Source organism: Paenibacillus ihumii (genome assembly GCF_001403875.1).
Classification (GTDB): domain Bacteria; phylum Bacillota; class Bacilli; order Paenibacillales; family Paenibacillaceae; genus Fontibacillus; species Fontibacillus ihumii.
Genome location: NZ_LN884299.1, coordinates 2,532,369 through 2,558,672 on the forward strand (window position 1 = coordinate 2,532,369; position 26,304 = coordinate 2,558,672).

Annotated in this window: 25 protein-coding genes; 7 read left to right on the plus strand and 18 right to left on the minus strand. The window is 52.8% G+C overall.

Annotated features, from left to right (window positions below):
* Positions 1 to 78: 78 nt before the first annotated feature.
* From BN2762_RS18470 to BN2762_RS18480, 3 genes are all read right to left on the minus strand, one after another.
* Positions 79 to 885 carry an SDR family oxidoreductase gene (locus tag BN2762_RS18470; protein WP_055108357.1) on the minus strand — a complete coding sequence of 269 codons (807 nt, stop codon included), beginning with the start codon at positions 883 to 885 and terminating at the stop codon, positions 79 to 81.
* A gap of 146 nt (positions 886 to 1,031) precedes the next feature.
* Entirely contained in the window at positions 1,032 to 1,226 is a 195-nt protein-coding gene (locus BN2762_RS18475; protein WP_055108358.1) for a hypothetical protein, read from the minus strand.
* Between the two features lie 23 nt (positions 1,227 to 1,249).
* On the minus strand, positions 1,250 to 2,086 hold the full coding sequence (locus BN2762_RS18480) for a hypothetical protein (protein ID WP_055108359.1): 837 nt from the start codon (positions 2,084 to 2,086) through the stop codon (positions 1,250 to 1,252).
* Positions 2,087 to 2,549: 463 nt separating this feature from the next.
* Here BN2762_RS18480 and BN2762_RS18485 point away from each other — a divergent pair, with 463 nt between their 5' ends.
* On the plus strand, positions 2,550 to 2,789 hold the full coding sequence (locus BN2762_RS18485; RefSeq protein WP_055108360.1) for a hypothetical protein: 240 nt from the start codon (positions 2,550 to 2,552) through the stop codon (positions 2,787 to 2,789).
* 59 nt (positions 2,790 to 2,848) lie between these two features.
* On the opposite strand, the gene BN2762_RS27340 is transcribed toward BN2762_RS18485, so the two are convergent.
* The gene (locus BN2762_RS27340) at positions 2,849 to 2,986 is read right to left on the minus strand and encodes a hypothetical protein (RefSeq protein WP_187386555.1); all 138 of its coding nucleotides are present in this window, start codon (positions 2,984 to 2,986) and stop codon (positions 2,849 to 2,851) included.
* A gap of 97 nt (positions 2,987 to 3,083) precedes the next feature.
* Positions 3,084 to 4,304 carry an MFS transporter gene (locus BN2762_RS18490; RefSeq protein WP_055108361.1) on the minus strand — a complete coding sequence of 407 codons (1,221 nt, stop codon included), beginning with the start codon at positions 4,302 to 4,304 and terminating at the stop codon, positions 3,084 to 3,086.
* A gap of 288 nt (positions 4,305 to 4,592) precedes the next feature.
* Between BN2762_RS18490 and BN2762_RS18495 the strand changes: the two genes are divergently transcribed.
* Together BN2762_RS18495 and BN2762_RS18500 are read left to right on the plus strand one after the other, a co-directional pair.
* The gene (locus tag BN2762_RS18495; protein ID WP_055108362.1) at positions 4,593 to 5,579 is read left to right on the plus strand and encodes a YpdA family putative bacillithiol disulfide reductase; all 987 of its coding nucleotides are present in this window, start codon (positions 4,593 to 4,595) and stop codon (positions 5,577 to 5,579) included.
* Position 5,580: 1 nt separating this feature from the next.
* The gene (locus BN2762_RS18500; RefSeq protein WP_055108363.1) at positions 5,581 to 6,033 is read left to right on the plus strand and encodes a DUF441 domain-containing protein; all 453 of its coding nucleotides are present in this window, start codon (positions 5,581 to 5,583) and stop codon (positions 6,031 to 6,033) included.
* Positions 6,034 to 6,160: 127 nt separating this feature from the next.
* Here BN2762_RS18500 and BN2762_RS18505 read toward each other — a convergent pair whose 3' ends face one another.
* Positions 6,161 to 7,909, minus strand: coding sequence for an ABC transporter ATP-binding protein (locus tag BN2762_RS18505; RefSeq protein WP_055108364.1), 1,749 nt, complete (start codon positions 7,907 to 7,909; stop codon positions 6,161 to 6,163).
* Positions 7,910 to 7,924: 15 nt separating this feature from the next.
* Positions 7,925 to 8,890: a phosphotransferase family protein gene (locus tag BN2762_RS18510; RefSeq protein ID WP_055108365.1), complete on the minus strand. Its 966-nt coding sequence runs from the start codon at positions 8,888 to 8,890 to the stop codon at positions 7,925 to 7,927.
* A 150-nt stretch (positions 8,891 to 9,040) separates the two neighbouring features.
* On the opposite strand from BN2762_RS18510, the gene BN2762_RS18515 reads away from it, so the two are divergent.
* The gene (locus BN2762_RS18515; RefSeq protein ID WP_055108366.1) at positions 9,041 to 9,559 is read left to right on the plus strand and encodes a hypothetical protein; all 519 of its coding nucleotides are present in this window, start codon (positions 9,041 to 9,043) and stop codon (positions 9,557 to 9,559) included.
* Positions 9,560 to 9,794: 235 nt separating this feature from the next.
* Here BN2762_RS18515 and BN2762_RS18520 read toward each other — a convergent pair whose 3' ends face one another.
* The gene (locus BN2762_RS18520) at positions 9,795 to 10,097 is read right to left on the minus strand and encodes a HesB/YadR/YfhF family protein (protein WP_055108367.1); all 303 of its coding nucleotides are present in this window, start codon (positions 10,095 to 10,097) and stop codon (positions 9,795 to 9,797) included.
* Between the two features lie 471 nt (positions 10,098 to 10,568).
* Between BN2762_RS18520 and BN2762_RS18525 the strand changes: the two genes are divergently transcribed.
* Both BN2762_RS18525 and BN2762_RS18530 read left to right on the plus strand, forming a co-directional pair.
* Complete coding sequence (locus BN2762_RS18525) at positions 10,569 to 12,326, plus strand: ABC transporter ATP-binding protein (RefSeq protein ID WP_055108368.1); 1,758 nt, start codon at positions 10,569 to 10,571, stop codon at positions 12,324 to 12,326.
* Entirely contained in the window at positions 12,326 to 14,401 is a 2,076-nt protein-coding gene (locus tag BN2762_RS18530) for an ABC transporter ATP-binding protein (protein WP_055108369.1), read from the plus strand. The genes BN2762_RS18525 and BN2762_RS18530 overlap by 1 nt, the downstream gene beginning before the upstream one ends.
* Positions 14,402 to 14,583: 182 nt before the next feature.
* On the opposite strand, the gene BN2762_RS18535 is transcribed toward BN2762_RS18530, so the two are convergent.
* From BN2762_RS18535 to BN2762_RS18545, 3 genes are all read right to left on the minus strand, one after another.
* Positions 14,584 to 15,489 carry an S-layer homology domain-containing protein gene (locus tag BN2762_RS18535; protein WP_074048651.1) on the minus strand — a complete coding sequence of 302 codons (906 nt, stop codon included), beginning with the start codon at positions 15,487 to 15,489 and terminating at the stop codon, positions 14,584 to 14,586.
* A gap of 151 nt (positions 15,490 to 15,640) precedes the next feature.
* Positions 15,641 to 15,970, minus strand: coding sequence for a four-helix bundle copper-binding protein (locus BN2762_RS18540; protein WP_055108371.1), 330 nt, complete (start codon positions 15,968 to 15,970; stop codon positions 15,641 to 15,643).
* A 110-nt stretch (positions 15,971 to 16,080) separates the two neighbouring features.
* Positions 16,081 to 17,163, minus strand: a complete 1,083-nt coding sequence (locus BN2762_RS18545) for a CobW family GTP-binding protein (RefSeq protein WP_230202540.1) — start codon at positions 17,161 to 17,163, stop codon at positions 16,081 to 16,083.
* 122 nt (positions 17,164 to 17,285) lie between these two features.
* On the opposite strand from BN2762_RS18545, the gene BN2762_RS18550 reads away from it, so the two are divergent.
* Entirely contained in the window at positions 17,286 to 17,798 is a 513-nt protein-coding gene (locus BN2762_RS18550) for a MogA/MoaB family molybdenum cofactor biosynthesis protein (protein ID WP_055108373.1), read from the plus strand.
* Between the two features lie 26 nt (positions 17,799 to 17,824).
* On the opposite strand, the gene BN2762_RS18555 is transcribed toward BN2762_RS18550, so the two are convergent.
* From BN2762_RS18555 to BN2762_RS18585, 7 genes are all read right to left on the minus strand, one after another.
* A complete protein-coding gene (locus BN2762_RS18555; protein WP_230202541.1) occupies positions 17,825 to 18,358 on the minus strand; it encodes a hypothetical protein in 534 nt (177 codons plus the stop codon).
* A gap of 218 nt (positions 18,359 to 18,576) precedes the next feature.
* Positions 18,577 to 19,587, minus strand: coding sequence for an acrylyl-CoA reductase family protein (locus BN2762_RS18560; protein ID WP_055108374.1), 1,011 nt, complete (start codon positions 19,585 to 19,587; stop codon positions 18,577 to 18,579).
* Between the two features lie 56 nt (positions 19,588 to 19,643).
* Positions 19,644 to 21,950 carry a thiamine pyrophosphate-dependent enzyme gene (locus tag BN2762_RS18565; protein WP_055108375.1) on the minus strand — a complete coding sequence of 769 codons (2,307 nt, stop codon included), beginning with the start codon at positions 21,948 to 21,950 and terminating at the stop codon, positions 19,644 to 19,646.
* A gap of 66 nt (positions 21,951 to 22,016) precedes the next feature.
* Complete coding sequence (locus BN2762_RS18570) at positions 22,017 to 23,024, minus strand: 2-oxoacid:acceptor oxidoreductase family protein (protein ID WP_055108376.1); 1,008 nt, start codon at positions 23,022 to 23,024, stop codon at positions 22,017 to 22,019.
* A gap of 302 nt (positions 23,025 to 23,326) precedes the next feature.
* On the minus strand, positions 23,327 to 24,781 hold the full coding sequence (locus BN2762_RS18575; RefSeq protein ID WP_055108377.1) for a nicotinate phosphoribosyltransferase: 1,455 nt from the start codon (positions 24,779 to 24,781) through the stop codon (positions 23,327 to 23,329).
* A gap of 56 nt (positions 24,782 to 24,837) precedes the next feature.
* Positions 24,838 to 25,380, minus strand: coding sequence for a cysteine hydrolase family protein (locus tag BN2762_RS18580; protein ID WP_055108378.1), 543 nt, complete (start codon positions 25,378 to 25,380; stop codon positions 24,838 to 24,840).
* Between the two features lie 87 nt (positions 25,381 to 25,467).
* Positions 25,468 to 26,253 (minus strand): NUDIX domain-containing protein, encoded by a 786-nt coding sequence (locus tag BN2762_RS18585; protein WP_055110211.1) that lies wholly within the window; start codon positions 26,251 to 26,253, stop codon positions 25,468 to 25,470.
* Positions 26,254 to 26,304: the final 51 nt, after the last annotated feature.

Sequence of the window (26,304 nt, forward strand, 5' to 3'; positions counted from 1 at the left end):
CCTGCTGGATAGTTCGTTATGCAAGCGAATCCGCTTAACCGCTTAGTGCGTCTACAGCTGAATGGGCTCTCTTCCCTGCTACAGCAAAGATTCCGCCCCGTCAATGACGATGCGGGCCCCAGTAATATGAACGGATTCATCGGAAGCAAGGAACGCGACTAGATCAGCCACGTTCTCCGGCTGCCCGGGGCCATCAGCCAGCGGCTGCGCGCCTTCCGGGTACTCAACCGGAATGATGATCTCCTCCAGCTCCTCGCTCACCTCGGAGGTGGAATCGATATTCGTCGCGATGGCGCCCGGACAAATGACATTGACGCGGATTTTGAATTTCGCAAGCTCCAGGGCCAGCATCTTGGCAAAGGCCACCTGCCCGGCCTTGGTCGTGCTGTAAGCCGACATGCCGAATCCGGAGAAACGGTCATTTCCGTTGATCGAGCTAGTGATGATAATGCTGCCGCCGCCCTGGCTTTTTAAATACGGAACCGTGTGCTTCACCGTAAGAAACGTCCCGTTCAAGTTGATGCTGAGCGTACGCTGCCAATCCTCGAAAGACATTTCCTCCACCGGAGCCAGCGTTCCATTAATGCCTGCATTTGCGAACACGATATCGATGCGCCCGAAGTACTCTGCCGCTTCCCGAATCGCTTGCTCCATCCGCACCGGATCCGATACATCGACGTCGAATGAACGCGACACTCCCCGATAGATATGGTTAATCTGATGCTCCGTGCTGCGCGTTCGATCATCTATCAAATCAAACAGTGCGACTTTGGCGCCTTCTCTCGCCAATTTAATGGCGGCGGCCTTTCCGATCCCGGAGCCCGCCCCCGAAACAATAGCGGTTTTCCCTTGAAACCGAAGCCGATTACCCTGCTTCTCCGTCATGACGGTCACACTCCTACCGATATTTGGATTAGTGGCAAGGCATGCTGAGTCTGCTGCTTCCGCTTTGCCGTCTGTTTCAAGATTACCCAAAATGGAGTGCAATTAAATCACCGGACAAGCAAAATATTGAACCGGGCTACTATCTATCAAAAGACATATTGAATTACAACCATAGCCACCAGCCACAGAGTCATTAATCCAGCCACAGTCAGAAATCCGGCAAGGAACCACCGGACATAGTTCATAAACCGCGGAGACGGCTCCTCATAGAGCTTGGTTCGCTCCTCCAGCCGGGCGACCCGTTCCCTGAGCTCCGCTATTTCATCCTCGATCCTGCCCACATCATCCCTCTTTCCAAATTTAACTATTGCTTGCCTTCCGCTTGCTCGCTGGGCTTCCGAAACCAGTGAAGCAGCATTTCCTGGAATTGATCCTTCTGCGTAGGCGTAGCAATAAGCCAGTCCTCCTCCGCCTTCGTGCTGGAGCGGAACAGCCAATTGATCGTATGATTGTTCATAAACTGGGCATGCTGCGACTCCCATCCATCCCCGTTCCAGGAGAAGAAGCGGATATCCCCCTGCGCCACATGCGTCTTCAGGCATTTGGCCAGGGAAATAACCCCTTCCTGGTCATCCGTGATCTTCAGCAGTTCCACCATGACATCCTCTATATCTAGATAATCCAATTTCCGGACGATTTCCTCAAACTGCCGTCTGGACAGCATGAGCGCAGGCAGTTCTCCCGGACATTGCGCGTTCCACATCATTTCGCCGACTATGCTGCCGCATACGCTGCGCACCTCGCTAATTTCATCCAGCTGATGCAAAGCCAGGCAGTCCTTTGAACGCTCTACCTTGACAACACATTCATTCGCAATATGTAGAAATTGTTCGTACGTCTCGGTACCTGTGCGATATTTCACCCAGCAAGCCTTCTCGGCCAAGGACGCCGCCGCGAGCCTGGACATGACCTGCATCGGCACGGTCAGCCTTTCCTCGTTCCCCTGGGGCGTCAAGTAGCCTTTTTGAATTAAGGAGTCCCGGACAGTCTCCCAATCCTCATCCAGTTCCTTCAGCAAGAATTCGCGAAATGGATCCTCTTTGCCCATTAGGCGGTTTACTCCGAGCAGATCAGTTAAATAGATCAGTTCCTTGGATTGCAATGTTACGACTTCACTCTGGGACGCATCTGCAATTAACATCTGCCCACCTCCTCAATTTATCAGGTCTGACCCGTTATTCCTATTTTCTCTATAACTAATTATTGAAGTCTGTATTCCTTAGCCAGGAATGTTCAAAGGGTTACCTCATACCTAAAATTCAGCCAATATAATTAACCCTTTTTTCCAAAATTTGAAACACTCCTTACAGTTTTGTCATAATCTCATCCCTATCATACCACTGTTTATATCATTTATGCTCGGAATAATTTGGTAATCTATTACAATATACCCATAAAAATAGGAGGATCATCTTAACTTTTTTAGGCTTTTGAAACTTTATGGCTCTCTTATTCGTATCAAAAATAGAAAATTCATAGAATCCAGGTTCCATTCTTCTAGAATTCTCATCAAAGATTAATTGAATTATAATGTTTTCTTAATCTATTTTTAAGTTTTCTGCTTTACAATTTGTACTATGAAACCACTGTAAGAGGTGATTCGCATGAGAATACTCATTAACTTCCAGGATAATCTGGTACCTGTTTATTTCAATGTCGATAGCAAGCAGCCGATTCAACGAACGCTCAAGCTGCTGACTAGCGCGCTGGAGAACAAATTCAATAACGGAAAACGAGCTTTGAAGAAATGCCTTAATTCATTGATCAGTATCGAAATCGAAGGCTCGGAAGCTATATTGCACAGTAAGAGTGAATACGACTCCCTTGCGCTTTCCCTTTATTAATATTTTGCTGTAATTTCAAATCGACAGGAATGAAGAACAGAGGCCCGAAGCAGCGGCATTTATAATGCCGGCTTTCGGGCCTCTTCTTCATGCCAAGCCTTCTCAATGCGAATGATCAACAAACGGAGCAGATTTTGCTTCATCGGCTGATAAGTACAGCTTTGCAGCTTTTTGATGATAAACCGATCGATCGCCATGCTCTCCTCCCCTTCATTCGGGTCACGCAGCCAGGCGGGGGTTATTCCCCTTCCCTTTAATGGATATTTAACCCAAATATAACGGATTAAACGCCCATTAAGGGAGTCCTGCTGGGGTACCTTGATCTGAAGAGCGGCGGATTCCTGCCCTTGGCTTCAGCTTGAGAGCAGCCGCCGTCGCGGCAAGAAGCAGGCCGTTAAGCACGAACACCGCGGGAATCGATACCCAACCAGCCAGCGTTCCGCCAGCGATGGGTCCCATCATATTCCCCAGCTGCCCCGCCGACTGGTTCAGGCTAAATGCTCTGCCGCGGAATTCCGGCTCTGTCGTTTGGACGATCAGCGCATTCAGCGCCGGAAATACGGCGGCGAAGAACAAGCCATAGATGAACCGGAGCGTGCCGAAGCCGAAGATATCATGAAAGAACACCTGCAGAATATTGCCGAGCCCCCCGCCAACCAGACCGATTATCAAGGTATTCCGGTAGCCGATCCGCTCGCCGACTTTAGCCCACACGGGGGCAGCAAGCACAGTAGAAATCCCGACAGCCGAGAAAATGATTCCCGAACTAAACGAGGCATCCGCGGCACTTGCGCCAAGATGCAGTACATAGAGCGACAGCAGCGGTTCAAGAACCATGACAGAGGCGGTAACGATAAGCACAATGGTCAAATGCCGCATCAACGGACGGTTCTTGGAGGCAGCGCGCAAATCGTCAATCACCCGCGACCGAGCCTTGTTCTTGTCGAAATTGGACTCCCGGACGAACAGCCACGCAATCAAGGTAGGAATAAGCACGATCACCGCAGCTGCGAGAAAGGATTCCCGATAGCCGACGAATTTACTCAGAATGCCGCCTGCTAAAGGGCCGATGATTCCTCCTGCCGCCCCTGCGGTAGACATGATGCCTAGACAGAACCCCACCTTCTTCTCCGGGGTATTCGTCGCTATCAGCGCGATCGCCGATGGAACATAACCTGACAGCAATCCGGTAAGAATACGAACGAGGATTAGTTCGAACGGATTTCTGACGAAGGCATTCAGCACGTAGACCAGGCATAGGGCGAAGCCCGCCCGAAGCAGCATCGGCTTGCGGCCGTATTTATCCGAGAGGGAGCCCCAGAAGGGGGCGATAAGCGCACTGGCTAGAAATGTAATGCCAAACGTAAAGCCGGACCAGAGGGTCAGATGATCGGTAATTCCCAAATCATGGACAATAAACAGAGACATGAAGGGGATGACCATCAAATAGGCGGTGCTGCAAAAAAATACGCCGATCCATAGCACATATAAATTTCTTCTCCAGGGGATTTCCATGCAACCACCTCAACTTTGCGTTCTGCTTCCCTGGTACGCCAACAAGCTCAATAGGATAATTCCATTGTACCACTTTACCCATATTTCGCTTGTCTGAAATCTGCCGGGAAATGATATAATTTCTATGACTGGGCATATTGGGATGCCGTATTCAAGACGTACTGGCCTGACTTGCCCTGGAGAAGGCGCATTCCCTTCCCGGGTGGATATTCATGGTCATTTCCTGTAGGATGGTATTTGTTTCACTCAAGTGAACTAGAATTTTATTCAACAACTAGGAGGCCTCACATGCAAGACGTTATTATTATCGGTGCTGGCCCCTGCGGACTCTCGGCGGCTATAGAGTGTCAGCGGCGGGGACTTCATGTACTCGTTCTGGAGAAGCACTGTCTTGTCCATTCCATTTATTCTTATCCGACCCATATGCAATTCTTCAGCACGCCCGAGTTGCTGGAAATCGGCGATATTCCGTTCAGTACGCCGAACGAGAAGCCTTTCCGCCATGAGGCCCTGGCTTACTACCGGGGAGTCAGCCGCCACTATGATTTGCAAATCGCATCATACGAGGAGGCAACGGCCATCCATCGCCAGGAGGACGGCAGCTTCATCGTGCATTCCGTAACGCGCAGCGGCGAGAAATGGGAATACCCAGCGCGTAATGTCATCATTTCCACGGGCTATTTCGATCATCCCAACATGCTGGGCATCCCGGGAGAAGAGATGGACAAAGTGTCCCACTATTTCCGGGAGGCGCATCCGTATGCCGGCACAAAGGTCGCGATCATCGGAGGCAGCAACTCCGCGGTTGACGCGGCGCTGGAGTTGCTTCGCGTCGATGCGGAGGTAACGATCGTGTACCGCCGGGACAGCATTTCCGAGCAGATCAAGCCTTGGGTCAGACCGATCTTCGAGAGCATGGTCAATCGGGGGAGAATTTCCCTCCGCCTCTCCTCCCGGGTCATTGATATCGGCCAGGATCATGTGATCATCGAATCCGAGCTGGGCCGGGAGAAAATCCTTAATGATTTCGTGCTCGCTCTGACTGGCTTCCATCCTGACCGCAAGCTCCTGCTTGAGGCAGGCGTCGAAATGTCAGGCGATATGGAGAAGCCGGTCTTTCATCCGGAAACGATGGAGAGCAACGTGCCAGGCCTATACGTCGCCGGCGTTATTGCATCCGGAAGCAACGCCAATGAAGTGTTCATCGAGACCGGCCGCAAGCATGGCGTGCTGATCGCCGATCACATTATCGCCTCCAGAGCGGGAGAAGCTTAAGATGAGCCAGGTTGACATCACCTCGCTCATTCTGCTGTTCCTGGCGGCCCTGGGCATATTCAGCAGCAATTTGCCGATCACGGTAGCGATGATTTTCCTGCTGCTGATCCGGGTTCTGCAGCTGCACTCCGCCTTTCCTTGGCTGGAGAAGTACGGCTTGACCGTCGGCATTATCATTTTGACGATTGGTGTCATGACCCCCGTAGCCAGCGGCAAGCTTCCGCTGTCCACCCTGTGGTCCTCCTTCTTCCATTGGAAATCCCTGCTGGCTATTGCCGTAGGGATGCTGGTGGCCTGGCTTGGCGGAAGAGGCGCCGCCCTCATGGGCAGCCAGCCGACTGTCGTGGCCGGTCTGCTGATCGGCACAGTTCTCGGCGTAGCCTTCTTCCGCGGAGTTCCGGTTGGCCCGTTGATCGCAGCCGGCATATTGTCGCTCCTCATCGGCAAGCTCTAGATGCTCTGCCAGGCGAGACGAATAAGCGCCCATGAAGGCTATAAACTAAGCCTTCATGGGCGCTTTGTGTCTGCATCGTCTGCCGCTGCTCTGAAGTTATTATGAACTCTTAATAAGTCCCGGCGTGCTATGGATTCAAGTTCTGAATATTGTACAACTGAGCATACACGCCATCCTTGCTCATCAGCTCGTCATGCGTCCCCCGTTCGGCGACGCTTCCGTCCTTCATAACGATGATTTGATCCGCATGTGTAATCGTTGACAGCCTATGGGCGACGATTAAGGTGGTCCGGCTGCGGGAAAGATGCTGCAGCGATTGCTGGATCAAATGCTCAGACTCCAAATCCAGCGCTGAGGTCGCCTCATCCAGAATTAATATCGGCGGGTCCTTCAGAAATACTCTGGCGATAGCTACCCGCTGCTTTTGCCCGCCGGACAGCTTGACTCCCCGTTCCCCTACTTCAGTATCATAACCATTCGGGAGCTCCATAATGAAGTCATGCGCGTTCGCCGCCTTGGCCGCCTGATAGACCGCCTCATCGCTGCTGCCGGGATTCCCGAGCAGAATGTTCTCGCGAACAGTTCCGCTGAACAAGAAATTATCCTGCAGCACCATGCCGATCGAACTGCGAAGGCTCTCCATCGTCCAATCCTTTACATCCCTCCCGCCTACGATCAGGCTGCCCTTCTGAACGTCGTAGAATCTCGGAATCAAGCCGACAAGAGAGGATTTCCCCCCTCCGCTCATCCCGACGAACGCGACTGTCTGTCCCGGGTTGATCTGAATGGAGATATTCCTTAGCACCCAGGGGCCATCCTCGTGATATTTGAACCAGACATTGCGGAGCGCAATGCCATGGCTGCTTCCGGTCAAGGCGAGGGCGCCCGGCTTATCGACCATATCATAAGGCTCCTCCAGCAATTCCAGCACCCGTTCCCAGGAAGCGGAGGCCTGGGTCAGCACGGTAGAGGAATTGATTAGACGCTTAAGAGGTGAATACAACCGGTCAAGATAGCCGAAAAAGGCGATAAATGTCCCAAGCGTCAGATTCTGCTGAATGACCTGGTAGCCCCCGTAGCCGATGACTAGCAGCGGCGCAATATCAGTCAGCGTATTGATAATCGCGAAGGTCCAGGCATTCCAGCGGCTGTGGGCCAGCGCTTTTTTCAAATAATTCCCGTTGATGCCCTCCAGCTTGGCCTGATCATGCCTTTCCAGCGCAAAGCTCCGAATGACCGAGATGCCCTGTATGCGCTCATGCAAATACGCCTGAATGCCGGCAAGGGCCGCCGAGCGGTCTTTGGTCAGCAGCTTGAGACGCTTGTACAGCACCTTGACCGCAACCGCATATAGCGGGAAGATCGCAATAGCGACAAGCGCCAATACCGGATCAAGGTAGAACATGAACCCGAGAACGAATACGAGCGTAAAGGCATCCAGCCAAACGTTCATCATGCCAACCTCGACGATGTTCTTCGTTTGCTCCGCATCGTTGATGAACCGAGAGATGATCTCGCCTACCTTCGTGTTCTGGTAATACCGCAGCGATAGCTTCTGCAGATGGCTGTACAGCTTGTTGCGCAGATCGAAAAGAATTTTCGCCGTAATCAGCTGTGCAAAATACTGCCGGGCATACTCTACGGGCCCGCGTACAATGACGAACAGGAACAGAGTTGCTCCAAGCACGATCATCAACCGGGATATCTGCTCCTCCAGCCCCAGCGATTTACTCAGCAAAATATCGTCAACGACATATTTCTGCACCAGCGGCAGCAAGGACGGAATCCCGAATTTCAAGATCCCGATAAAAAGAGTGAGAATAATCCATTTCGTATACGGTTTGACAAAAGCAAAATACGCTTTCCAATGTTTCAATGATGCGCACATCCTTTATGTTGTTCGGCCGGGTGATCTTAGCAGACTTTCCGCATATTCGTCAAGCCTTGCTGCCAGCAAATCCTCGTGCAGATGGGTTACGCCGAGGTCTGTCCAGCCCCGGTATACCGTAAGCTCCCCCGATGCATAACTCGCGAGAGTAAGCATATCCCAGTAGGGATCATATTCAAATTCTTCTCCGCCGGCCATACTGCTCCTATAGGCTTCAAGAAAGCGACCCGCAGCCTTCAGCCCATGGAGCTGAACCAAATTGACCCTGCAATGGCCCACGTCAATACCGGCCGGGCCCAAGCAAGCATTGACCCAATCGACGATCCCGGATACTCGGCCCCGTTCCCAAAGGACATTGGCCGGATGATAATCGCGGTGGATAAACCGGGGAGTATAATCCGGTTCGGGTCTGTTGATGATTCTGGCGATTTCACGCCAAGCCTCCGGCCTGTCCGTCCAATCGGGAATACGGAAGCGAGCGGGCTCCATATAGGAGTAATAATGCCAAGAAAACTTCTCTATCTTCCCCGCCCCTTCCCGGTGCAAATGAGCTAAAGTCTGCGCCAATCCCTCCAGCCAAGCCTCCAGGGCTGCTGGCATTAACACAACCTCCCCCGGCAAGCGGGTCATCAGGACGGAAGGCATGCCGCAGCGGCTGCCGTCAGGGTCGGAGGCAATCCACTTCGGCGAAGCAATCCTATATCCTAACGCGGCTTGAAGCGCTGCCGACTCATGGACTGCAAGATCAGGCTCTTCCTCAAGCCAATTGCGGTCTGTAAATTGACGAAGCACCCATGAGGCCTGCTTCCCGTTCCTTTCCAGCTGCATCTCATATACCGCCGACGAAATGCCGCCGGGCAGCGGGCGGTATTGGCGAACCCTCCAGCCTCCCCCGCCTTGTTCTTCGATCCAGCTAATGACGCTGGCGGGAAGTTCCGAGTTCCGTGCCCATTCCTTAGATTCAGGCATAACCTTCCTCCAATCGTCATTCAATTTTTGCCGATTAAGCTGTAATTGTATTCATGATATGATATACTCCCTATAATATGTCCTGCCGCAGCCTAGCCAAGGAGCAGCAGGTGAGAGACCATTGCAGTAACCGTTTGTAGGAGGATAACCATGTCACGTCGATTTGTCATTGAAGCCGTGATGGTGGCCATTTATGGGGAGTTACTCGCGCCGGGCGCGCCAGTAGAATATATTGTACCTTACACCACCGTCATGGAGCTGTATGAATTCCAGAATAGCCCCGAACCCCTCATGCATGATCCAGCCGACGATCTGCATGTTAAGAATAAGATCAACGAATTGATAGCCTATCTCGAAGAACCGCTAAATCGCAAGAAGCTTGAACGTGCCCTGAACGTACCCTGGTCGAAAAGCCCTTCCATCCTGTTCGGCGAGAACGTCTCATGGACAGTGGTCAACGCGCTCGATAACGAGCAGTACGGGGAATTCCTTGATCCGATCGAGACGGAGATCGTGCTTACGGCGCAGCGTGAAGGCGCGCCTGTTCTCACGGATCAGCTTGAGCTGATTCGCCGGATTATCGAAGCGGAGGTTCCGGTACAGGTGTTCGATATCCAGGACTTTGAATTCGCCATGGAAGACAGCATTTTTACAAATAACCAACCGTGAAATAACCGCCCAGCAGCCTATTTTCTAAGCAGACAGACCGCGTTTAGCGGTCATTTTTTTTCGGCTAGAGCATTGTCAGTCCGACAGGAAATTTATCCATTTCTATATACTGAAAAATTGAAGGCCCGCAGTACGGGCCTTTTCTTGGTCGGGACGGGTCACGAATCAGCTTGTCCCCCTGAGCATGAAGATCGCTCTCTGATGTGGATATGCCGGGACGACCCGCTTCTGCAGCTTAATGCTGGCCACCGTCCGTCTCGTACGTATATTCGATATCATTGTGAATCTGATCATACACGACGTTCAGGTGATAGCCCTTCAAATACCATAAATCCTTGTCTTCCATGTAGAACGTAATCCCTTCTACCTCAGAGATGGTTCCCGGCGAGACGGGCTGCTCAATGCCGATCCCCAAGGAGAATCCCGGGTGGAGAGTCCCTCCGGCGCTATATCTCGCAAAAAAGCGGATCGCCTGACCCTCTTGTACGCCAAGTTCGTTTTTGAACCAGCCGGCCGCTTCTTTTGTTACGTTGATCATCTCGATCCCCTCCTATCTTCTCCTTATTTTAGACCAATCCCGAATGAATTGCCAAAATAAAAATTGACAGCCGCAAGAAAGCGGTGTTAAACTCAACAACATACGAGATCTCATTTGCATTAATTACCAAACGAAAGGGTGAGCACGGTGTTAATTGTTAATCATTTTCCTGCATTTCATGACGGAATCACATTACAACTGAATACCGGAGCAACCCCTGCAGGCTCGACCGGAATATATTCGCGAACTGTCCCCGCCGTCTTCTAGCGGGTATCGATAATACATTTTTGGCTGCGGTTGCTTCACACTTTGTGTTAGCACTGTACGCGTTATATGTTATTGGTTTTTAAGGCATATCGTTTACGGACGATATGCCTTTTTTCGCTTTCAAGGGAACTTGCCTGCAGGGATCTGCCAAAAAAATAAAATGACTATAATCATACGTTGTTAAGGAATAGGAGGAGGCTTTATATGTTTTCCGTTCTTCACAAGCTAGGCTGGTTCTTCCGCCGGGAGAAAAGGCGATACACGATCGGCATGGTCCTGCTGGTCTTCGCCGGGATTATTGAACTGCTGCCGCCCAGGCTGCTTGGCGCCGCGATCGACGATATCGTGAGCGGATCCATCAGCTGGGAATCGCTCGCCCGGTATATTCTGATGATCGTCTTCGTGCTCATCATCATCTATTACATGACTTACATATGGATGCATAAGCTGTTCGGCGGATCTAACCTCGTGGAAAGACTGCTCCGTACGCGATTCATGAATCATTTGCTCCGAATGACGCCGCCGTTCTTTGAACGGAGCCGTACGGGCGATCTTATGGCGAGAGCGACGAATGACCTGAGATCCGTCGCCCAGACGGCCGGCTTCGGCATGCTGACCTTAACGGACTCGACGGCTTACCTGACCGTGATCTTAGTCGCTATGGGGACACTCATCAACTGGAAGCTGACGCTGGCCGCGATCATTCCGCTGCCCTTCATCGCCCTGGCCATGATGATATATGGCCGGATTATCCATCAGCGTTATACGCTGGCTCAGGATGCGTTCGGTGATATGAATGACCAGGTGCTTGAATCGGTCGCCGGCGTGCGCGTCATCCGCGCCTATGTTCAGGAGCGGCTTGACGAGAAAAGATTTCAGGATGTGACCGATGATGTGTACCGCAAGAACCTGGCTGTCGCCCGAGTCGATGCCTATTTTGAGCCGACGATTCGGCTCTGTGTCGGGCTTAGCTATGCCATTGGCTTGACATACGGCATTTACCTTGTATTTCATAACGAGCTGACCCTAGGGGATCTCGTGTCCTTCAATATGTATCTCGGGATGATGATTTGGCCGATGTTCGCTATCGGCGAGTTAATCAACATCATGCAGCGCGGCGGCGCCTCCCTCGACCGCGTCAACGAGACACTGAACGTCAAGCCCGATGTTGAGGATGCTGCCGAGCCTGCTCAGGTGGATTCCCCCGATACGATTGAATTCAAAAACGTAACGTTCCAGTATCCGACCTCAACGATGGTCAATCTTGACAATATTAATTTAACAATTCGCCGCGGCCAGACGCTCGGCGTCGTCGGCCGCACCGGCAGCGGCAAATCCACGCTTCTGAAGCAGCTGCTGCATGAGTATCCGCTAGGCACCGGCGAACTGACGATTTCCGGCGTGCCGCTCCAATCGATTGCGCTTTCCCAGCTGCATGGCTGGATCGGTTATGTGCCGCAGGAACAAATTCTGTTCTCCAAGAGTGTCCGGCAGAACATTCAATTCGGCCTCAAGGATGCTTCTGACGAAGTAATTATGGAGGCGATCCGCACCGCGGCGTTCGATCAGGATCTCGGGACGCTGTCCGACGGGCTGGACACGCTGGTCGGTGAGAAAGGGGTTGCCCTCTCCGGGGGCCAGAAGCAGCGGGTATCGTTAGCCAGAGCCTTTATCGCCAATCCGGAGATCCTTATTCTTGATGATGCGCTGTCAGCCGTAGACGCCCGCACAGAAGCAAGGATCGTCGACAATATTCGGAGCAAGCGCTCCGGCAAAACCACGCTTATATCCACCCATCGGCTGTCTGCGGTAGAGCATGCCGATTGGATCATTGTACTCGATAAAGGGCGGATTATCGAACAGGGCACGCATCAGGAGCTGCTGGAGTCAAACGGATGGTACCGCGAACAATATGAACGTCAGCAGGTGGAATCTAGCCTGACGGACGGGGAGGTGTCCTAATGCACGCGAATACAGGAAAGGCGCTGTTCAAGTACGCCTTGACGGCAAAAAACACATTCATCCTGGCCCTGGTCATGCTGGCCGTCGGCGTTGCCGCTGAGCTGGCCGGGCCATTCATCGCCCGTTATATGATCGATGACCATATGCTGGCGATCGAGCGGCCATTCTACGAGACGTCCACTCCGAGCGAGGAGACCGTATCCTATGACGGCCGGTACTTCAAACGCGGAGATCGCTTTGCAGAAGGCGAAGTCAAAGGACAGGAGATCCGTGTTCTCCAAGCCGGCATGACCTTCGTCTTCATTGACGGTCCGGTAATGGAGACGAGCGGCGACCGCAGCTACTCGGACGGTATATTGACGATCGACTCTAAAAGTGGCAAGGCGGAATATCCGGCGGTCAAGCTGACGAAATCGGAGCTATTCGCTTTCTACAAGCCGGAGATTCCCGGCATCCTTACGCTAATCGGCTGGTATTTTGCTTTCCTTGCGGTAGCGATCGTTATGGAATTCGGCAAAACGTACTGGCTGCAGTCCTCGGCGAACAAAGTGATTCAGAAGCTTCGCCTTGACGTCTACAGCCATATCCAGCGCCTGCCGGTCAACTTTTTCGATAACCTGCCGGCAGGCAAGGTAGTCTCCCGGGTCACGAATGATACCGAGGCGGTGAAGGATTTGTTTATCGCTGTTCTGTCCAACTTCTTCTCGGGCGTAATTAATATGCTCGGCGTATATGTGGCCCTATTCCTGCTCGATATCAGGCTGGGATTCATCTGTCTTTTCGTCGTGCCCATCATCTGGCTCTGGGTTGTGCTCTACCGGAAATTTGCCACGAAATACAATACGATTATTCGCTCCAGGCTGAGCGAAATCAACGCTATAATCAATGAATCGATTCAAGGAATGTCGATCATCCGGATATTCCGCCGCGAGGAGCAGACCAGGGAAGAGTTCGAAAATCTGAACGACGATTACATGAAGCACCAGAACAAAATGCTGAATCTGAACGCCTTGACCTCGCATAATCTTGTGAACGTTATCCGCAGCCTATCCTTCGCTATCGTCCTGTGGTATTTCGGTTCAGCCCAGCTGACGGGAGCCGGTATCATCTCGCTCGGTGTACTGTATGCCTTCGTGGACGTGCTCGGACGGCTGTTTCAGCCGATTACCGGCATGGTGAACCAGCTCGCGGCGCTGGATTCGTCGATGGTCTCCGCTGGACGCGTGTTCAAGCTGATGGATGAGCCGGGCGAAGCAGTCACGGATGGCGGGATGCCGCGCTATACAGGCAACGTCGAATTCAAAAACGTCTCCTTCGCCTACAAGAAGGATTATGTGCTGAAGGACATTTCCTTTGAAGCGAAGCAAGGCCAAACCGTCGCTCTGGTCGGTCATACGGGCTCAGGGAAGAGCTCGATCATCAATCTGCTATTCCGCTTCTACGATCCTCAGAAGGGAACGATTACGATCGACGGGCAGGACATCACCAAGCTGCCGAAGCAGTGGATTCGCCAGCATATGGGCATCGTTCTGCAAGATCCTTACCTGTTCACAGGCACGATTGCCTCGAATGTGAGCCTTGGCGACGAGCGGATCAGCCGGGAGAGCGTAGAGAAGGCTTTGGCCGATGTAGGAGCTGCGCGGCTCCTGCAGCATCTGCCTAAAGGCATCGATGAGCCCGTGGTGGAGAAAGGCAGCACCCTGTCTGCCGGAGAGCGGCAGCTGATCTCCTTTGCCAGGGCGCTCGCCTTCGATCCGGCGATCCTGATTCTGGATGAGGCGACCGCCAATATCGATACCGAGACGGAGGCGCTGATCCAATCTGCACTCGAGGTGCTTAAACGGGGACGAACAACCTTCATCATCGCCCATCGCCTCTCCACGATCCGCAGTGCCGACCAGATTCTCGTGCTGCATCGCGGCGAAATCGTCGAACGGGGAACGCACGAGGAACTGCTGGCCCAAGGCGGCAGATACTATCAAATGTATCGCCTACAGCTGGGCTCGGCGGAAGCGGAGCCGCTTCCGCCGCAGGCAGGCTCGGTATCCGCCAAAGCTGCAGTGAACCCGGTGTAGCCAGCCCGCCGGCAGTACCTCGTACCATGCGCGGCCCGCCGTGAAGCGATATTGTGCAATATGATGGCGGTCTTTCGATCACCCGAGCCTGCATTCAGGCAAGCTTCTAAACCGGCCTCATTACCGACTAATAAACGTAATAAACGCCACTCACAATACGTGAGTGGCGTTTATTGTACCTTTTATTTTTTCAATGGCTTAATGGTCACTTCATATTTGCTGGATACATACGTTTCCGTCTTTGCATCCGTAATGACCTGTGGATAAAATTTATCCGGATCCGGCGACAGCAGCTCATAATGGACAACCGCCGTCTTATCCTTGAATTCTACCTTGGCCACGGAAATGCCGTAGCCGGGATGAGGCTGGTTAGCCCGAGTCAGGACAACCTTATTAACCTCGTCGTTCACCTTCTCGACCTGGTACGAGACCTTATTCAGATGCTCGCCATCCCCTTGGTCCGGCAGCGCGATCTCCTTATGCTTCTGGACGAATTCCACAGCGTTATATACCAGCCTCGCTGCCTCCATCCGGGTAATGGGTGATTTCGGATGAAAATGGCCGTCTTCGTCCAGGGAGGCAATCTTCGTCAGCAGCAGCGTTTGAATGCTGCCCATGTAATCGGGATGAACCTTATCCGCATCGGCGACGTTCACATACATCATGATGACGGGATAATTCCCGGTCGAAGCTATGCCCTGCATCAGCATGTTGGCGAAGGCTTCGCGGCTCAGCTTCTCGTTCGGCTGGAAATCCGCGGGCAGCTCAATGCCATTGTCCTTGGCAATCTGCAGCGCCTCGGAATACCAGAATGCTGCGCCGCCCTTTACGCCATGGGCCGCTTTGCTGTCGCTGCTGCCCTTCAAATCCAATGCCTGCACGATCATCCGTACGCCCTGTGCCCCGGTAAGCTGGCTTTTGGGCGCGAATTTGTCCTTCGTGACGCCATGGATAATGCCTCTCTCCTGCAGCGCCTTCGTAATTGCCGCGTCCTGTCCTGCCACGTCATCGAAAGCTGCAGCCGATGAGGCCAACAGGAGTGAGCTGGAAAGCAGAAGCGCGGCCGTTAGTTTCATTTTTTTGTTCATTATCATTCATCACCTCTGCCCTCTCTGACGCACTAAGCGTATCGAAGGTTTCAATTTTGCATGAACTTTTGTCATTTTTCTATCAGAAAAAGCCCAAGCATCCTTATGGACACCGGGCTCTCCTTGCCGATTAACCTTGGCCGATTATAAGCTACGCCACCATCCTGCGGCATATTTCCGCGCATCTGCGGCAGGCCTGCTCGCATTGCTTGCAATGATGGTGCTCATGCTTTGCGCATTCTTCCGCGCAAGCGTCGCAGGCTTTGGCGCACAACTCGCAGATTTCCCGGGCGAAGGGAGTGTTGCGCGACAGCGATTCTGCGGCAAAGGAACAAATCTCTGCGCATTCCCGGTCAAGCCGGATGCATTCCCTCAGCATCGCCAAATCGTATTCCTTCAAGCTGGATACATAGCAGTAGTTGCAAGCATTCATGCACTCCAGACAAGCCTGAATGCACTCTCTGTATTTCTCCTGAATCATTATTTATCCCTCCTGAAGTCGTTGTTTCCGCGGACAAGCTCTTTATTACACTAACCAGGAAGACCATGAAATGAAACGATGAAGGACGCTTTGTTAAATATTGACCATGTTCAGCGAGGATCCGCTTCAAGCTGGCGAAGCCGGCTCTCAAGCGTGTTTCTGTCAAAATGCTCACCGATAAATACGACGACATCCGGTACATTGCCCTGAGGCGTTATTTTCAAATAATCCGGCTCCCGGTAAGCGTATTGGAACAAGAAGCGGCTGGACGTATCCGAAAAGCTGAGCACGCCTTTAGCCCGGTACACCTCCCGCGGCAGCTCTGCGATGAATTCCTCGAACTGTTCGCTGTTTATCGGCCCTTGAAAATAGTGGCTGTACACCGTGACGTGTTCATGAGAATGATGCATCTGCCCCTGCCCTTCCCCATGCCCATGATGATGCTCATGATCATGCTCCTGGCAATCGCACGCCTCATCGTTGCTGCAGGATTGCCCCGGCGAATCAGAATCGCGTTCATGAACCTGCTGCGGGCGTTCATACAATGTTGTAAGACGCTCCAGATCCACTTCACATTTAACTGCGGGCAGCAGGTCGGCATATGGATTCAGCCGGCGCAGCAAGGTCTCGACCTGGTGCTGCTCCTCACCCTGCAGCCTGTCGGTCTTATTGACGATAAGAACCGAACCGCAGCGTATCTGCTCCATCATCAGCCGGTACGTCTTCCCTTTCTGCGCTTCATGCAGCTCCAGCAGATGAACTGAATCCACTACCGTAATCATCGGCTTGATATCGATCTTCGCCGTTAGCGACACCTCAGTTACAGCATCCAATATTTCGAGCGGATTCGCTGCTCCTGTAGCCTCAATCACGATGACATCAGGCTGCTCGGTATGAATGAGCTCGAGCATCTGCATGCTGAGATCTCCCCGGACCGTACAGCAAATGCACCCGCCGAGCATTTCCGCCATGGGCACTTCATTTCCGACCAGCAGGCCGTCTAGATTAATATCGCCAATTTCATTCATAATGACGGCAGGCTTCAATCCCTGATCCTTCCAGTACGACAGCATTCGCTGCAGCAGCGTTGTCTTCCCGCTTCCTAGAAAACCGGACAATATATAAACCGGCGTTACCTGATTCAAATGTTCTTCCGACATCATCTTACCCCCATCCGGCAATTCGCTTTCCATGAGAGCGAGTTTACACCAAGCCTTCCCTCGATGCAAGTTGTGTTTGGAGGAATCGCCCAGGGTAAAGTATGTTAAAATAAATTATTAGATAGTAAATCCACATTCAGAAAGGAAACGATACGATGAGATCCGCAGAAGATCACCGTCAGGAAGCGCCCTTGAACGTTTCCTGCATGATTATAACCGTGTCCGATACCCGAACCCCCGATAATGATGCCAGCGGCAAGCTGATGCGGCAGCTGCTGGAGGAAGGCGGCTTCGAGGTGGTTCAATATATGATCGTCAAGGACGATTACGACCAAATTCGCCAGCTCCTTCGGGAGGCCGCCTCCGACCGCAGCATCGAAGCCGTACTTCTCAGCGGTGGCACGGGAATATCGCCAAGGGATACGACGTACGAAGCCGTGCGCAGCCTGTTGAACAAAGAAATGCCCGGCTTCGGAGAAATTTTCCGCTACCTGAGCTTTACGGAGGATATCGGGTCTGCTGCCATATTAAGCCGCGCAATCGCCGGAACAATCAGCAATATGGCCGTCTTCTCCATGCCCGGCTCCCAGGCGGCCGTCAAGCTTGCCATGGAGAGAATCGTCATTCCGGAGCTTAGGCATGTCATTCGCGAAATGAATAAGCTGTAAAACTCAAAGGCAGAGGGATGGACCGGTCAAGGATTCGCAATCCGGTCCAATAAATCCTCAAACACGGCCCGCATATGATCAGTATACACCTGGTTTCTCATTCCGTTTGAGCCGTAGACGAATACGGTTCTGCCCCGCGCGGCGATCACCGCTGGCTGGTTGGCCGCTTTTACGCGGATTCCCCCTGTGCCGTAAATTTCAGCCATTTCCCGGACGCGCTTCTCCTCGGACGGGTAGACGTAGACGATGACGAAATGGCGGGGATCGCTGTTGATTAAATAATTGTAGCTGATTGTGCCGTCTAGCGTTTCCGCGTAGGTTTCTTTCGTCAGCCGGATTCCGCGTTTGGCGCTTTCGGCAACCAGGTTGTACAGCAGGGCTTTGTTCAGCGTTTTTCCCTGGACAGCCTGTCTCTGATTCCCCTTCTGGTACGTTCTCATCTGTATGCGATCCAGCTCCTCCTTGGCGATCTGGTTCGTACCGTCTCTACACCCTGCGGCAATCACAGCCATCCCCAAAATAAGCATAATTATGCACTGGCTGGCCTTGCGCCTGTTCATGGCAACCCCTTCTTTCCTTACGATTCTTCAGCTTAGAATTAAGATTAGGTTGTCTCAGGCAGGCCGGTTTCATACGAGCGTGGATGATGGACGATGGTTATGCAAAAAAAGAGCAGCTGCTCAAGATGAGCAGCTGCCCTTTTGTATCGAACTCTCCGCAGGAGCGGCAAGCTTCAATGACATGGCAATTACGTTGTAACATGCTGGAGTAGCCCGGCCTAGTTGCTAGTCTTTAGAGCGACGACCTGCCGGCCTAGCACCTTGCCGTCCAGCACGACCGACAAAGCGTCCTCCAGCTGTTCCAGACCGTATTCCTTTACGCCGTCCTGAAGCACCTGATCCGGTCTCCAGTCTGCGCCGAGCCGCTCCCATAATTCAAGCCGCTTAGCCTGCGGGCAGTACACGGAATCGATGCCTAGCAAATTGACGCCGCGCAGAATAAAAGGAAATACCGAGGCTTCAAAGGCTCCTCCGCCCGTTAGGCCGGACAACGCAACCGATCCGCCATATTTGACAGCCTTTAGAATTTCGCCCAGACCGGCTCCACCGACCGGATCGACAACCGCCGCCCAGCGGGTTCTGCCAAGCGCCCCTTTTATGCCTTCCGCAGCGGCTTCCCGCGAAATGACATCGGCGGCGCCCCAGCTGCGCAGGGCTGCTTCTGCTTCGGGCTTGCCGGTCGCCGCAACGACCTCAAAGCCAAGCCTGCTCAAAATATTGACGGCGACGCTCCCGACGCCTCCTGTAGCTCCCCTGACCAGTACTGGACCATCGCTCGGCCGAAGCTCATTTAGAAGCAGCCGGTCCACCGATAAGGCTGCGGTGAAGCCTGCTGTGCCGAGCGCCATGCTGTCCCGAAGCGACAAGCCTTCGGGGAGCTTGACAAGCCAATCCGCCGGTACGCGGGCAATTTCGGCATATCCCCCGTCATGGGATACGCCGAGACCGTAGCCCGTACATAGCACCTCATCGCCGGGCTGAAATTCCCGGCATCGCGAAGCTATCACTTTTCCGGCCAAATCAATGCCAAGGATTCTCGGATAGCTTGTGACCACTTTTCCCTTCGGGGTGCTGGCAAGGCCATCCTTATAATTTACGCTGGAGTAATATACTTCAATATCCACGTCACTGTCCGGCAGCTCAGACAGCTGCAGCACGTCTATGCCTGCCGAAAAGCCGCCTTCATCCTGATGTACCCGAAACGCCCGAAACGCAGACATCGTTTCCATTAAGGCACCTGCTCCTTTCTCCAAAGGACTCTTGGGATTATAACCTCCCTGACTTCTTACAAATACGGATGCTCATGCTTCGCCAATAAAATTTGCCATCTCCGGTTCACTTCCCGCTCGAACTCGGCCAGGGCTTCGCTGTTCTCCGGCTTCGTCAGATGCCGGGTTTTGCCCATCGTCTTCAGCCAATCCACCAGCGGGATGCGTTTGCCCTTTTCCTCCGGATTATACGTAATCGTCGTTTCGCCGCGTTCCACCTCATATAGCGGGAAGAAGCAGGAATTGACGGCGGCATCCACGATGTTCGTCCCTTCGTCATCGGGACTGATCCAGTTCAGCGGGCACGCTATTAATATTTTACCATAAACAAGTCCTTCATTCTGAGCGTACCACTGAGCTTTAGCCGCTTTCTTGACCAGATCCTGCGGATAAGCCTCGCTTCCGGTGAACACGTAAGGAATATGGGTGGCAGCCATAATTTGCGCCGTATCCTTGTGATGGAACACCTTGCCCTTCTGTACGGAGCCAATATTTGAAGTCGATGTGCGATGGCCGAGCGGTGTCGAATAGGACAGCTGGGCTCCGGTATTCATATACCCTTCATTATCGTATTCAACGATGATCATCCGATGGTTGCGCAGCGCTGCGCCAATTGCAGGACCCATGCCGATATCCATCCCGCCGTCGCCGGTGACCATGACGAACGTAAAATCATCCTGAAGGCCGAGGTAATCCAGCTCTCCCCGGCGCTTGCGCTCCCAGAACATTTCCACTACGCCCGACAAGGTGGCTGCACCGTTCTGGAACAGGTTATGAATATAGGTCGCTTTATGCGAGGAATACGGGTATCCGGTCGTCACGACCATAGCGCACCCGGTGTGAAACAACGCAATGATATCGCCTTCGATCCCTTTAAAGAACAGCTCCAGCCCGGAGAAGATGCCGCAGCCCGGGCAAGCTCCGTGACCAGGCGCTATGCGTTTCGGCTTCTTCGTTAATGCACGGAGCGGCGGTATGCGGACGCCCAGCTTACCGGTCTCTTCGTTTCGGGCCACTTGGATCAACCCGGTCTTCAAGTCCTCGAAGCGAAGCGGATTCAGCACCCGCTTCGGCGCCTTGTCGGGGTCTCCCGGCGTATGGCCGTAATAATCGAACGGAACGTCCACCTTCTGTTTCTTAGCGGCCTCAATCGCCAGTGAGAACAAATGGTGCCCGTCCTCGGCATAGAACTCCTTGCCGCCCAGGCCGTAGACGCGGCTGATCACCTGGGTCGTCGTATTGCCGTACGTAAACAAGGCCGCCTTGATTTCATTCGTCATATTGCCGCCATGCGCCCCATAAGAATCGGCCCGGTCGCCTACCGTTATGGCCTTCACGTTTTTGAGCGCCTCGGCGATTTGCCGCTGGGGGAAAGGACGAATCATGTTTGGCGCGATCGACCCCGCCTTGATGCCTTGGCTGCGCAAGCTGTCGACCACGTCTTTGATGATTTCCGAAGCCGAGTTCATCAGGAACACCGCCACCTCGGCATCCTCCATCCGATACAGATCGAGCATTTCATATTTTCTGCCCGTTAACAGCGCATATTCCCCGGCAATCCGCTCGAATACGCTCTCCGCCCGGTACATCGCCTGGGACTGCTGATAGCAGTTATTAATATAATCGGGCTCATTCATATAGGGGCCAACGGTAATCGGATTGTTGCGGTCCAGCGTATGCGGGAATCCGGCCGGCGGCTGCTCGCCGATGAATTTCTGAACATCCTCTCGTTTCGCGAACGTATGCACCCGGCGTTTCTGGTGCGAGGTGAAATATCCGTCCGAAGCGACAAGCACAGGCAATCTCACCTCCGGATCCTCCGCCAGCTTGATCGCCATAATATTCATATCATAAACCGCCTGCGGATCGCGGCACATTAAGATCGGCCATCCCGTGTTCAAGGCAAAGTACAAGTCTGAATGGTCGCCGTGAATATCCAGCGGACCGGATACCGAACGGCATACCAGGTTCATAACCATAGGAAAGCGGGTTCCGGACTGAACCGGCATTTGCTCCAGCATATACATATATCCGTTCGCGCTCGTCGCATTGAATACCCGTCCCCCGGCTGTGGACGCCCCGTAGCAAATTCCCGCGGAGCTGTGCTCCCCATCGGAAGGGATCAGCTTGATGTCATGCTGGCCGTTCGCCTTCATCAAATCGAGAAATTGTGCGACCTCGGTTGACGGAGATATCGGAAAATACCCCATGATATGATAATTGATCTGATGGGCAGCGTAAGCCGCCATTTCATTGCCTGACTCATATACAACGCGCTGCTCTACCTTGGCTGTACCTTGCTCTATTGCAATATCCATCGCCATAACGTTTCCGCCTTTCTATAATATATTTGACTTCAACGGCAGCTTCTCTATGCCGACATTTCCCGCCTACTGCAGCGCCAAATCGAATCTGTGCGGGATGCGATTGGCCTCTGCGTAGCCGTCCTCCTCCCGCTCGCCGGACAGCGCGTCCGTCGGGCAGGCATGAATGCATTTCAGGCAGCCTTTGCAATACTGATAATCAATACCCTGCAGGAACATCTGGAGACGCCCCCGTTTATCCGGCCGCTCCTCCCATACGAAGCAGTTATCCGGACAGACGTTGTCGCATTGGGCGCAGTGTATGCAGGCATCCAAATTAAAATGCGGCATCATCCCCGAGCGAGAAATGCTTAAATCCTTCAAAATACTGTTGCCCGGATTGGTCACAAGCCCGCCGATCGGCTGTGTCTCATACCCGAGAACAGGTGTATCCGCCCGGGTAAAGGCGGGCATGCTCATTCCTACCGGAAGCGGAAACGTCTCAATGGTCACCTCTTGATAGCCCCGTTCGAACGTGGCCAGGGCAGGAGCAACCGATTGGGGATATTTCTTCTCCAGCGACTTCCGGATGACATCCTTCATCGTCTGCGCATTCAAAAACGGGCACAAGCGGAACATCGCGCCCAGCATCGCCATATTAACCCGGTTCTTCTCCTCCAGGGCAATGCCCGTCGCATCCACGACAGCGATCGTCCCCCCGAGCAGCTTCATCTGCTCCTTCAGCTCAGCCGGAGATTTGCGGGAGTTCACCAGCACGGTACTGTCCTCATAGATGCCGCTGATCACATTGACGGTCTTCGCAAGCGCTTCCTGAAAAATGCCAACGATGTGAGGCCTCTCTACAGGGGATGTATCCCGGATTGGCGTATCAAGATCACAAAAACGGATATGCGCCTTAACCGGCGATCCCTTCTTCTCCGAGCCATATGAAGAGAAGCTTACCCCGTTCAATCCAGCTCCCTCGACCCCCGCTTCAGCCAGCATTTTTCCGGCTAGATTCGCACCAAGGCCGCCAATCGATTCCAGCCGAATTTCAAAAAATCCCAACTCATTCAATTTTGGTAATTGGACCATGCTCCGGACTCCCTTCTTTCGCCTATGCGTTTTGTTGAAAGACAGGGTTATAACCCTGTGATAAACCACCTTCTACAACATCACGATGCACCCGAGTCAAAATAACCTCGATTAATTTTTCAATTTACCATATAAGAGGTGTGACGGATGTAACAAATGTCATAAGGACAATTTTGGGACTGCTGTCGAATGAAGCAAGCATAAACGCTAAAAATAGCGCTTTTTGCGCTTTCCCGAGAAATAAAAAAGCTGTTTCCCAAGCGCATGTCTTGGAAAACAGCCAATCTGTACTGCCTATTCGATTAATCCTCATGGTTGCTCATATATTCCTCGATCAGCTTCTGCTTGAGCTCCCACGCTTCTTGGCTCAGGTTAACGCGGTATTTCTCCGGGTTTAGCTTGCGCAAGTATTCTGGCCAGAACATTTGCAGCTGCTCTTTATGATAGGCTCGGATGGCCTCCAAAGTAGGCAGCTCATAGACCAGCTCTCCCTCTGCAAAAATTTGCTGCTGCATCGAGATCGCGTTGTAATTTTTCACGGATTTCTTCAAGTAAGGATGAACCGGGTCAAACAAGCGAAGCTTGCCTCCGGACCTAGCCTGCTGCTCATGAGGGAAGCAGATGTAATCGGCAATCGCCTTGCCGCTCTCGCGATCAACGATCCGTAAAATATCCTTCTTGCCCGGGGTTGTCACCTTCTCCGGATTGGCAGATATTTTGATCGTCGGCTCCATTTTCCCGTTCCGCTCACGCTCTACGAGCTTGTACACTCCACCGAGAGCCGGCTGGTCCGCTGCCGTAATGAGCTGCGTTCCCACGCCCCAAATATCGATTCTCGCCCCTTGGGCTTTGAGGTTAAAAATCGTATTCTCATCCAAATCGTTCGATGCCACGATTTTGACATAAGAAAGGCCAGCCTCGTCCAGCATCTTGCGCGCTTTGGTTGACAAGTAGGCCAGATCGCCGCTGTCAAGCCGGATGCTGCCAAGCCGCTTCCCTTTGCTCTCCAGCAGCTTCGCCGTCTTAATGGCATTCGGCACTCCGCTGCTCAGCGTATCGAACGTATCCACAAGCAGAGAGACCTGATCAGGAAGCGCCTCGGCGAACCGCTCAAAGGCCTCCAGCTCCGAGTCAAAGCTCTGCACCCAGGAATGCGCATGCGTTCCCTTTGTAGGGATGCCGAAAATTTCCCCGGCAAGCAGGTTCGAGGTAGCGTCAAAGCCGGACAAATAAGCGGCGCGAGCACCCCAAATCGCCGCGTCGGCTTCCTGTGCGCGCCGTGTTCCGAATTCCAGCAGCACGTCATTCTCAGCCACTCGCTTCACTCTGGAGGCTTTTGTCGCGATCAAGGTTTGGAAGTTCATGAAATTAAGCAGCGCCGTCTCAATCAGTTGTGCCTCCATAATCGTCGCATCAACGCGAATCAGAGGCTCGCTTGGGAATACTAGCGCCCCTTCGGGGACGGCGTACAGATTGCCCTTAAAGCGAAAATTGCGCAGCAGCTCCAGAAAATCCGGATCGTAATTCTCTTCCTGCCTGCCCAGAAATTCGATATCGCTATCCGTAAACTGCAGGTGGGATATGTACTGCACGATCCGCTCCAGACCTGCAAACACGGCATAACCGTTGCCAAAAGGCAGCTTGCGGAAATAAGCCTCGAACACGGCCCTGCGCTCATGTGTGCCGTTTACCCAATGAGCATAAATCATGTTGATCTGGTATTTGTCCGTATGTAATGCCAAACTTGCGCTTTGCATGTGTCTTTCATCCTCTCTGGTGTCACAACTGCACAGATGCGCAGCTTTACTTAATTCTATCGGCTGGATGTCACATTTGCACCTAAAGCTGCGCGGAAATGTCCGAGTGCCCATGCATGGCCCTCTGGATTAAAGCTGGCTACTCCGTCTTCGTATACTGTAATGGCATAGCCTTTATTATACGCATCTACGGCGGTATGCAATACGCAAATATCAGTGCACACCCCGATGATCGCGATTTCCGTAATGCCGCGCTCCCGCAGCTTCTGGTCGAGATCCGTACCGCAAAAGGCGCTGTACCTCGTCTTGTCCATCCAATAAATCCGATCCCGGTGCCGCTCGTATACATCCGCTAATTTACCGTATAAGTGCCGTCCTTCCGTATCCCGGATATTATGCGGAGGAAACAGCTTCGACTCCGGATGGAGCGTATCTCCCTCCTCGTGCAAATCGACCGCCATAACGACGAAGTCGTCCTGCTCTACAGCTTGCTCCGTAATTTGGCATATCGCCGATTCCAGCAGAATCGCCGGCTCTCCTACGGGGAGCTTCCCATCCACGAAATCCTTCGTATAATCAACAACAAGCAGTGCCTTCATCCAGCTTCACCCAGCCCTTCTTCATTAATGAACATTCCGTATTGAACATGGTATGAACAATGAAACGACAGCCTGTTCGTGTTAGTTCTAAGTATATATAGATAACCTCGGACTATAATCGGTAAAGCGATAGAGCTGTGCAGGACGCTGCGAATATTGGTTAGACAGCAGCGGATTTCCGTTCTCATCGCGGACTTCCTCAAGAATCCCCTGACGGCTTCGCGTCGACGTGATTTTACGGATAAAATTCAGTTCCGCAAAGTCCGGCACCACAGTCTGAATCACCTGATACAGCTCACCTAAGGTAAAATGAGGCGGCAAAAACTGCTTCGCAATCGTCGTATGAAGCATCTGCTGCTGGATTCGCTTGTAGGCATCCTCCAGTATTTCCCGATGATCGAACGCCAACTGCAAATCCTCCAAGGCTTCCTTCACCGTAAACAGCCCGACCTCCTGAGCATCATCGGCGGATTGCCGCTTCTCCAGCACCCATTCCTCCACTAGCGCGAAAAAGGCATGAGAGATAATCCAGCCGCGCGGATCGCGGCCCGGCTTGCTGTACACGCCAAGGTACTCCAGATGGTGTCCGTCTACCCCCGTCTCTTCCTTCAGCTCTCTACGCGCCGTCTCATACAGGGATTCGTCCTCTTGAGAGAAGCCCCCCGGCAGCGCCCAAGCGCCGGCAAACGGCCAGCTTCTGCGGCGGATCAGCATGACCTTCAAGTCGAACCTCGGAAGCGACTTGGTAGCTGCCTTCCGCTCCTGTTTGGCTAGTGTAAACATGACGATATCCGCAGGAATTCCATCCGGTGTCCGGTATTTCTTGGCATCGTCACGATGCTGCCCCTGATCCTGTTCTTGTTCCATATTCATCATGAATCACCACATTAATCATATGATAACGCTGCCCGGCCCATGCGCCGC

Coding starts and splice junctions, on each gene's coding strand:
- BN2762_RS18500 (WP_055108363.1), top strand. CDS start 5,581: ATGAGCCAGGTTGACATCACCTCGCTCATTCTGCTGTTCCTGGCGGCC.
- BN2762_RS18470 (WP_055108357.1), bottom strand. CDS start 885: ATGACGGAGAAGCAGGGTAATCGGCTTCGGTTTCAAGGGAAAACCGCT.
- BN2762_RS18495 (WP_055108362.1), top strand. CDS start 4,593: ATGCAAGACGTTATTATTATCGGTGCTGGCCCCTGCGGACTCTCGGCG.
- BN2762_RS18515 (WP_055108366.1), top strand. CDS start 9,041: ATGTCACGTCGATTTGTCATTGAAGCCGTGATGGTGGCCATTTATGGG.
- BN2762_RS18535 (WP_074048651.1), bottom strand. CDS start 15,489: ATGAACAAAAAAATGAAACTAACGGCCGCGCTTCTGCTTTCCAGCTCA.
- BN2762_RS18550 (WP_055108373.1), top strand. CDS start 17,286: ATGAGATCCGCAGAAGATCACCGTCAGGAAGCGCCCTTGAACGTTTCC.
- BN2762_RS18580 (WP_055108378.1), bottom strand. CDS start 25,380: ATGAAGGCACTGCTTGTTGTTGATTATACGAAGGATTTCGTGGATGGG.
- BN2762_RS18585 (WP_055110211.1), bottom strand. CDS start 26,253: ATGAATATGGAACAAGAACAGGATCAGGGGCAGCATCGTGACGATGCC.
- BN2762_RS27340 (WP_187386555.1), bottom strand. CDS start 2,986: ATGGCGATCGATCGGTTTATCATCAAAAAGCTGCAAAGCTGTACTTAT.
- BN2762_RS18510 (WP_055108365.1), bottom strand. CDS start 8,890: ATGCCTGAATCTAAGGAATGGGCACGGAACTCGGAACTTCCCGCCAGC.
- BN2762_RS18480 (WP_055108359.1), bottom strand. CDS start 2,086: ATGTTAATTGCAGATGCGTCCCAGAGTGAAGTCGTAACATTGCAATCC.
- BN2762_RS18555 (WP_230202541.1), bottom strand. CDS start 18,358: ATGAACAGGCGCAAGGCCAGCCAGTGCATAATTATGCTTATTTTGGGG.
- BN2762_RS18520 (WP_055108367.1), bottom strand. CDS start 10,097: ATGATCAACGTAACAAAAGAAGCGGCCGGCTGGTTCAAAAACGAACTT.
- BN2762_RS18525 (WP_055108368.1), top strand. CDS start 10,569: ATGTTTTCCGTTCTTCACAAGCTAGGCTGGTTCTTCCGCCGGGAGAAA.
- BN2762_RS18545 (WP_230202540.1), bottom strand. CDS start 17,163: ATGGAAAGCGAATTGCCGGATGGGGGTAAGATGATGTCGGAAGAACAT.
- BN2762_RS18565 (WP_055108375.1), bottom strand. CDS start 21,950: ATGGCGATGGATATTGCAATAGAGCAAGGTACAGCCAAGGTAGAGCAG.
- BN2762_RS18485 (WP_055108360.1), top strand. CDS start 2,550: ATGAGAATACTCATTAACTTCCAGGATAATCTGGTACCTGTTTATTTC.
- BN2762_RS18560 (WP_055108374.1), bottom strand. CDS start 19,587: ATGGAAACGATGTCTGCGTTTCGGGCGTTTCGGGTACATCAGGATGAA.
- BN2762_RS18575 (WP_055108377.1), bottom strand. CDS start 24,781: ATGCAAAGCGCAAGTTTGGCATTACATACGGACAAATACCAGATCAAC.
- BN2762_RS18490 (WP_055108361.1), bottom strand. CDS start 4,304: ATGGAAATCCCCTGGAGAAGAAATTTATATGTGCTATGGATCGGCGTA.
- BN2762_RS18530 (WP_055108369.1), top strand. CDS start 12,326: ATGCACGCGAATACAGGAAAGGCGCTGTTCAAGTACGCCTTGACGGCA.
- BN2762_RS18570 (WP_055108376.1), bottom strand. CDS start 23,024: ATGGTCCAATTACCAAAATTGAATGAGTTGGGATTTTTTGAAATTCGG.
- BN2762_RS18540 (WP_055108371.1), bottom strand. CDS start 15,970: ATGATTCAGGAGAAATACAGAGAGTGCATTCAGGCTTGTCTGGAGTGC.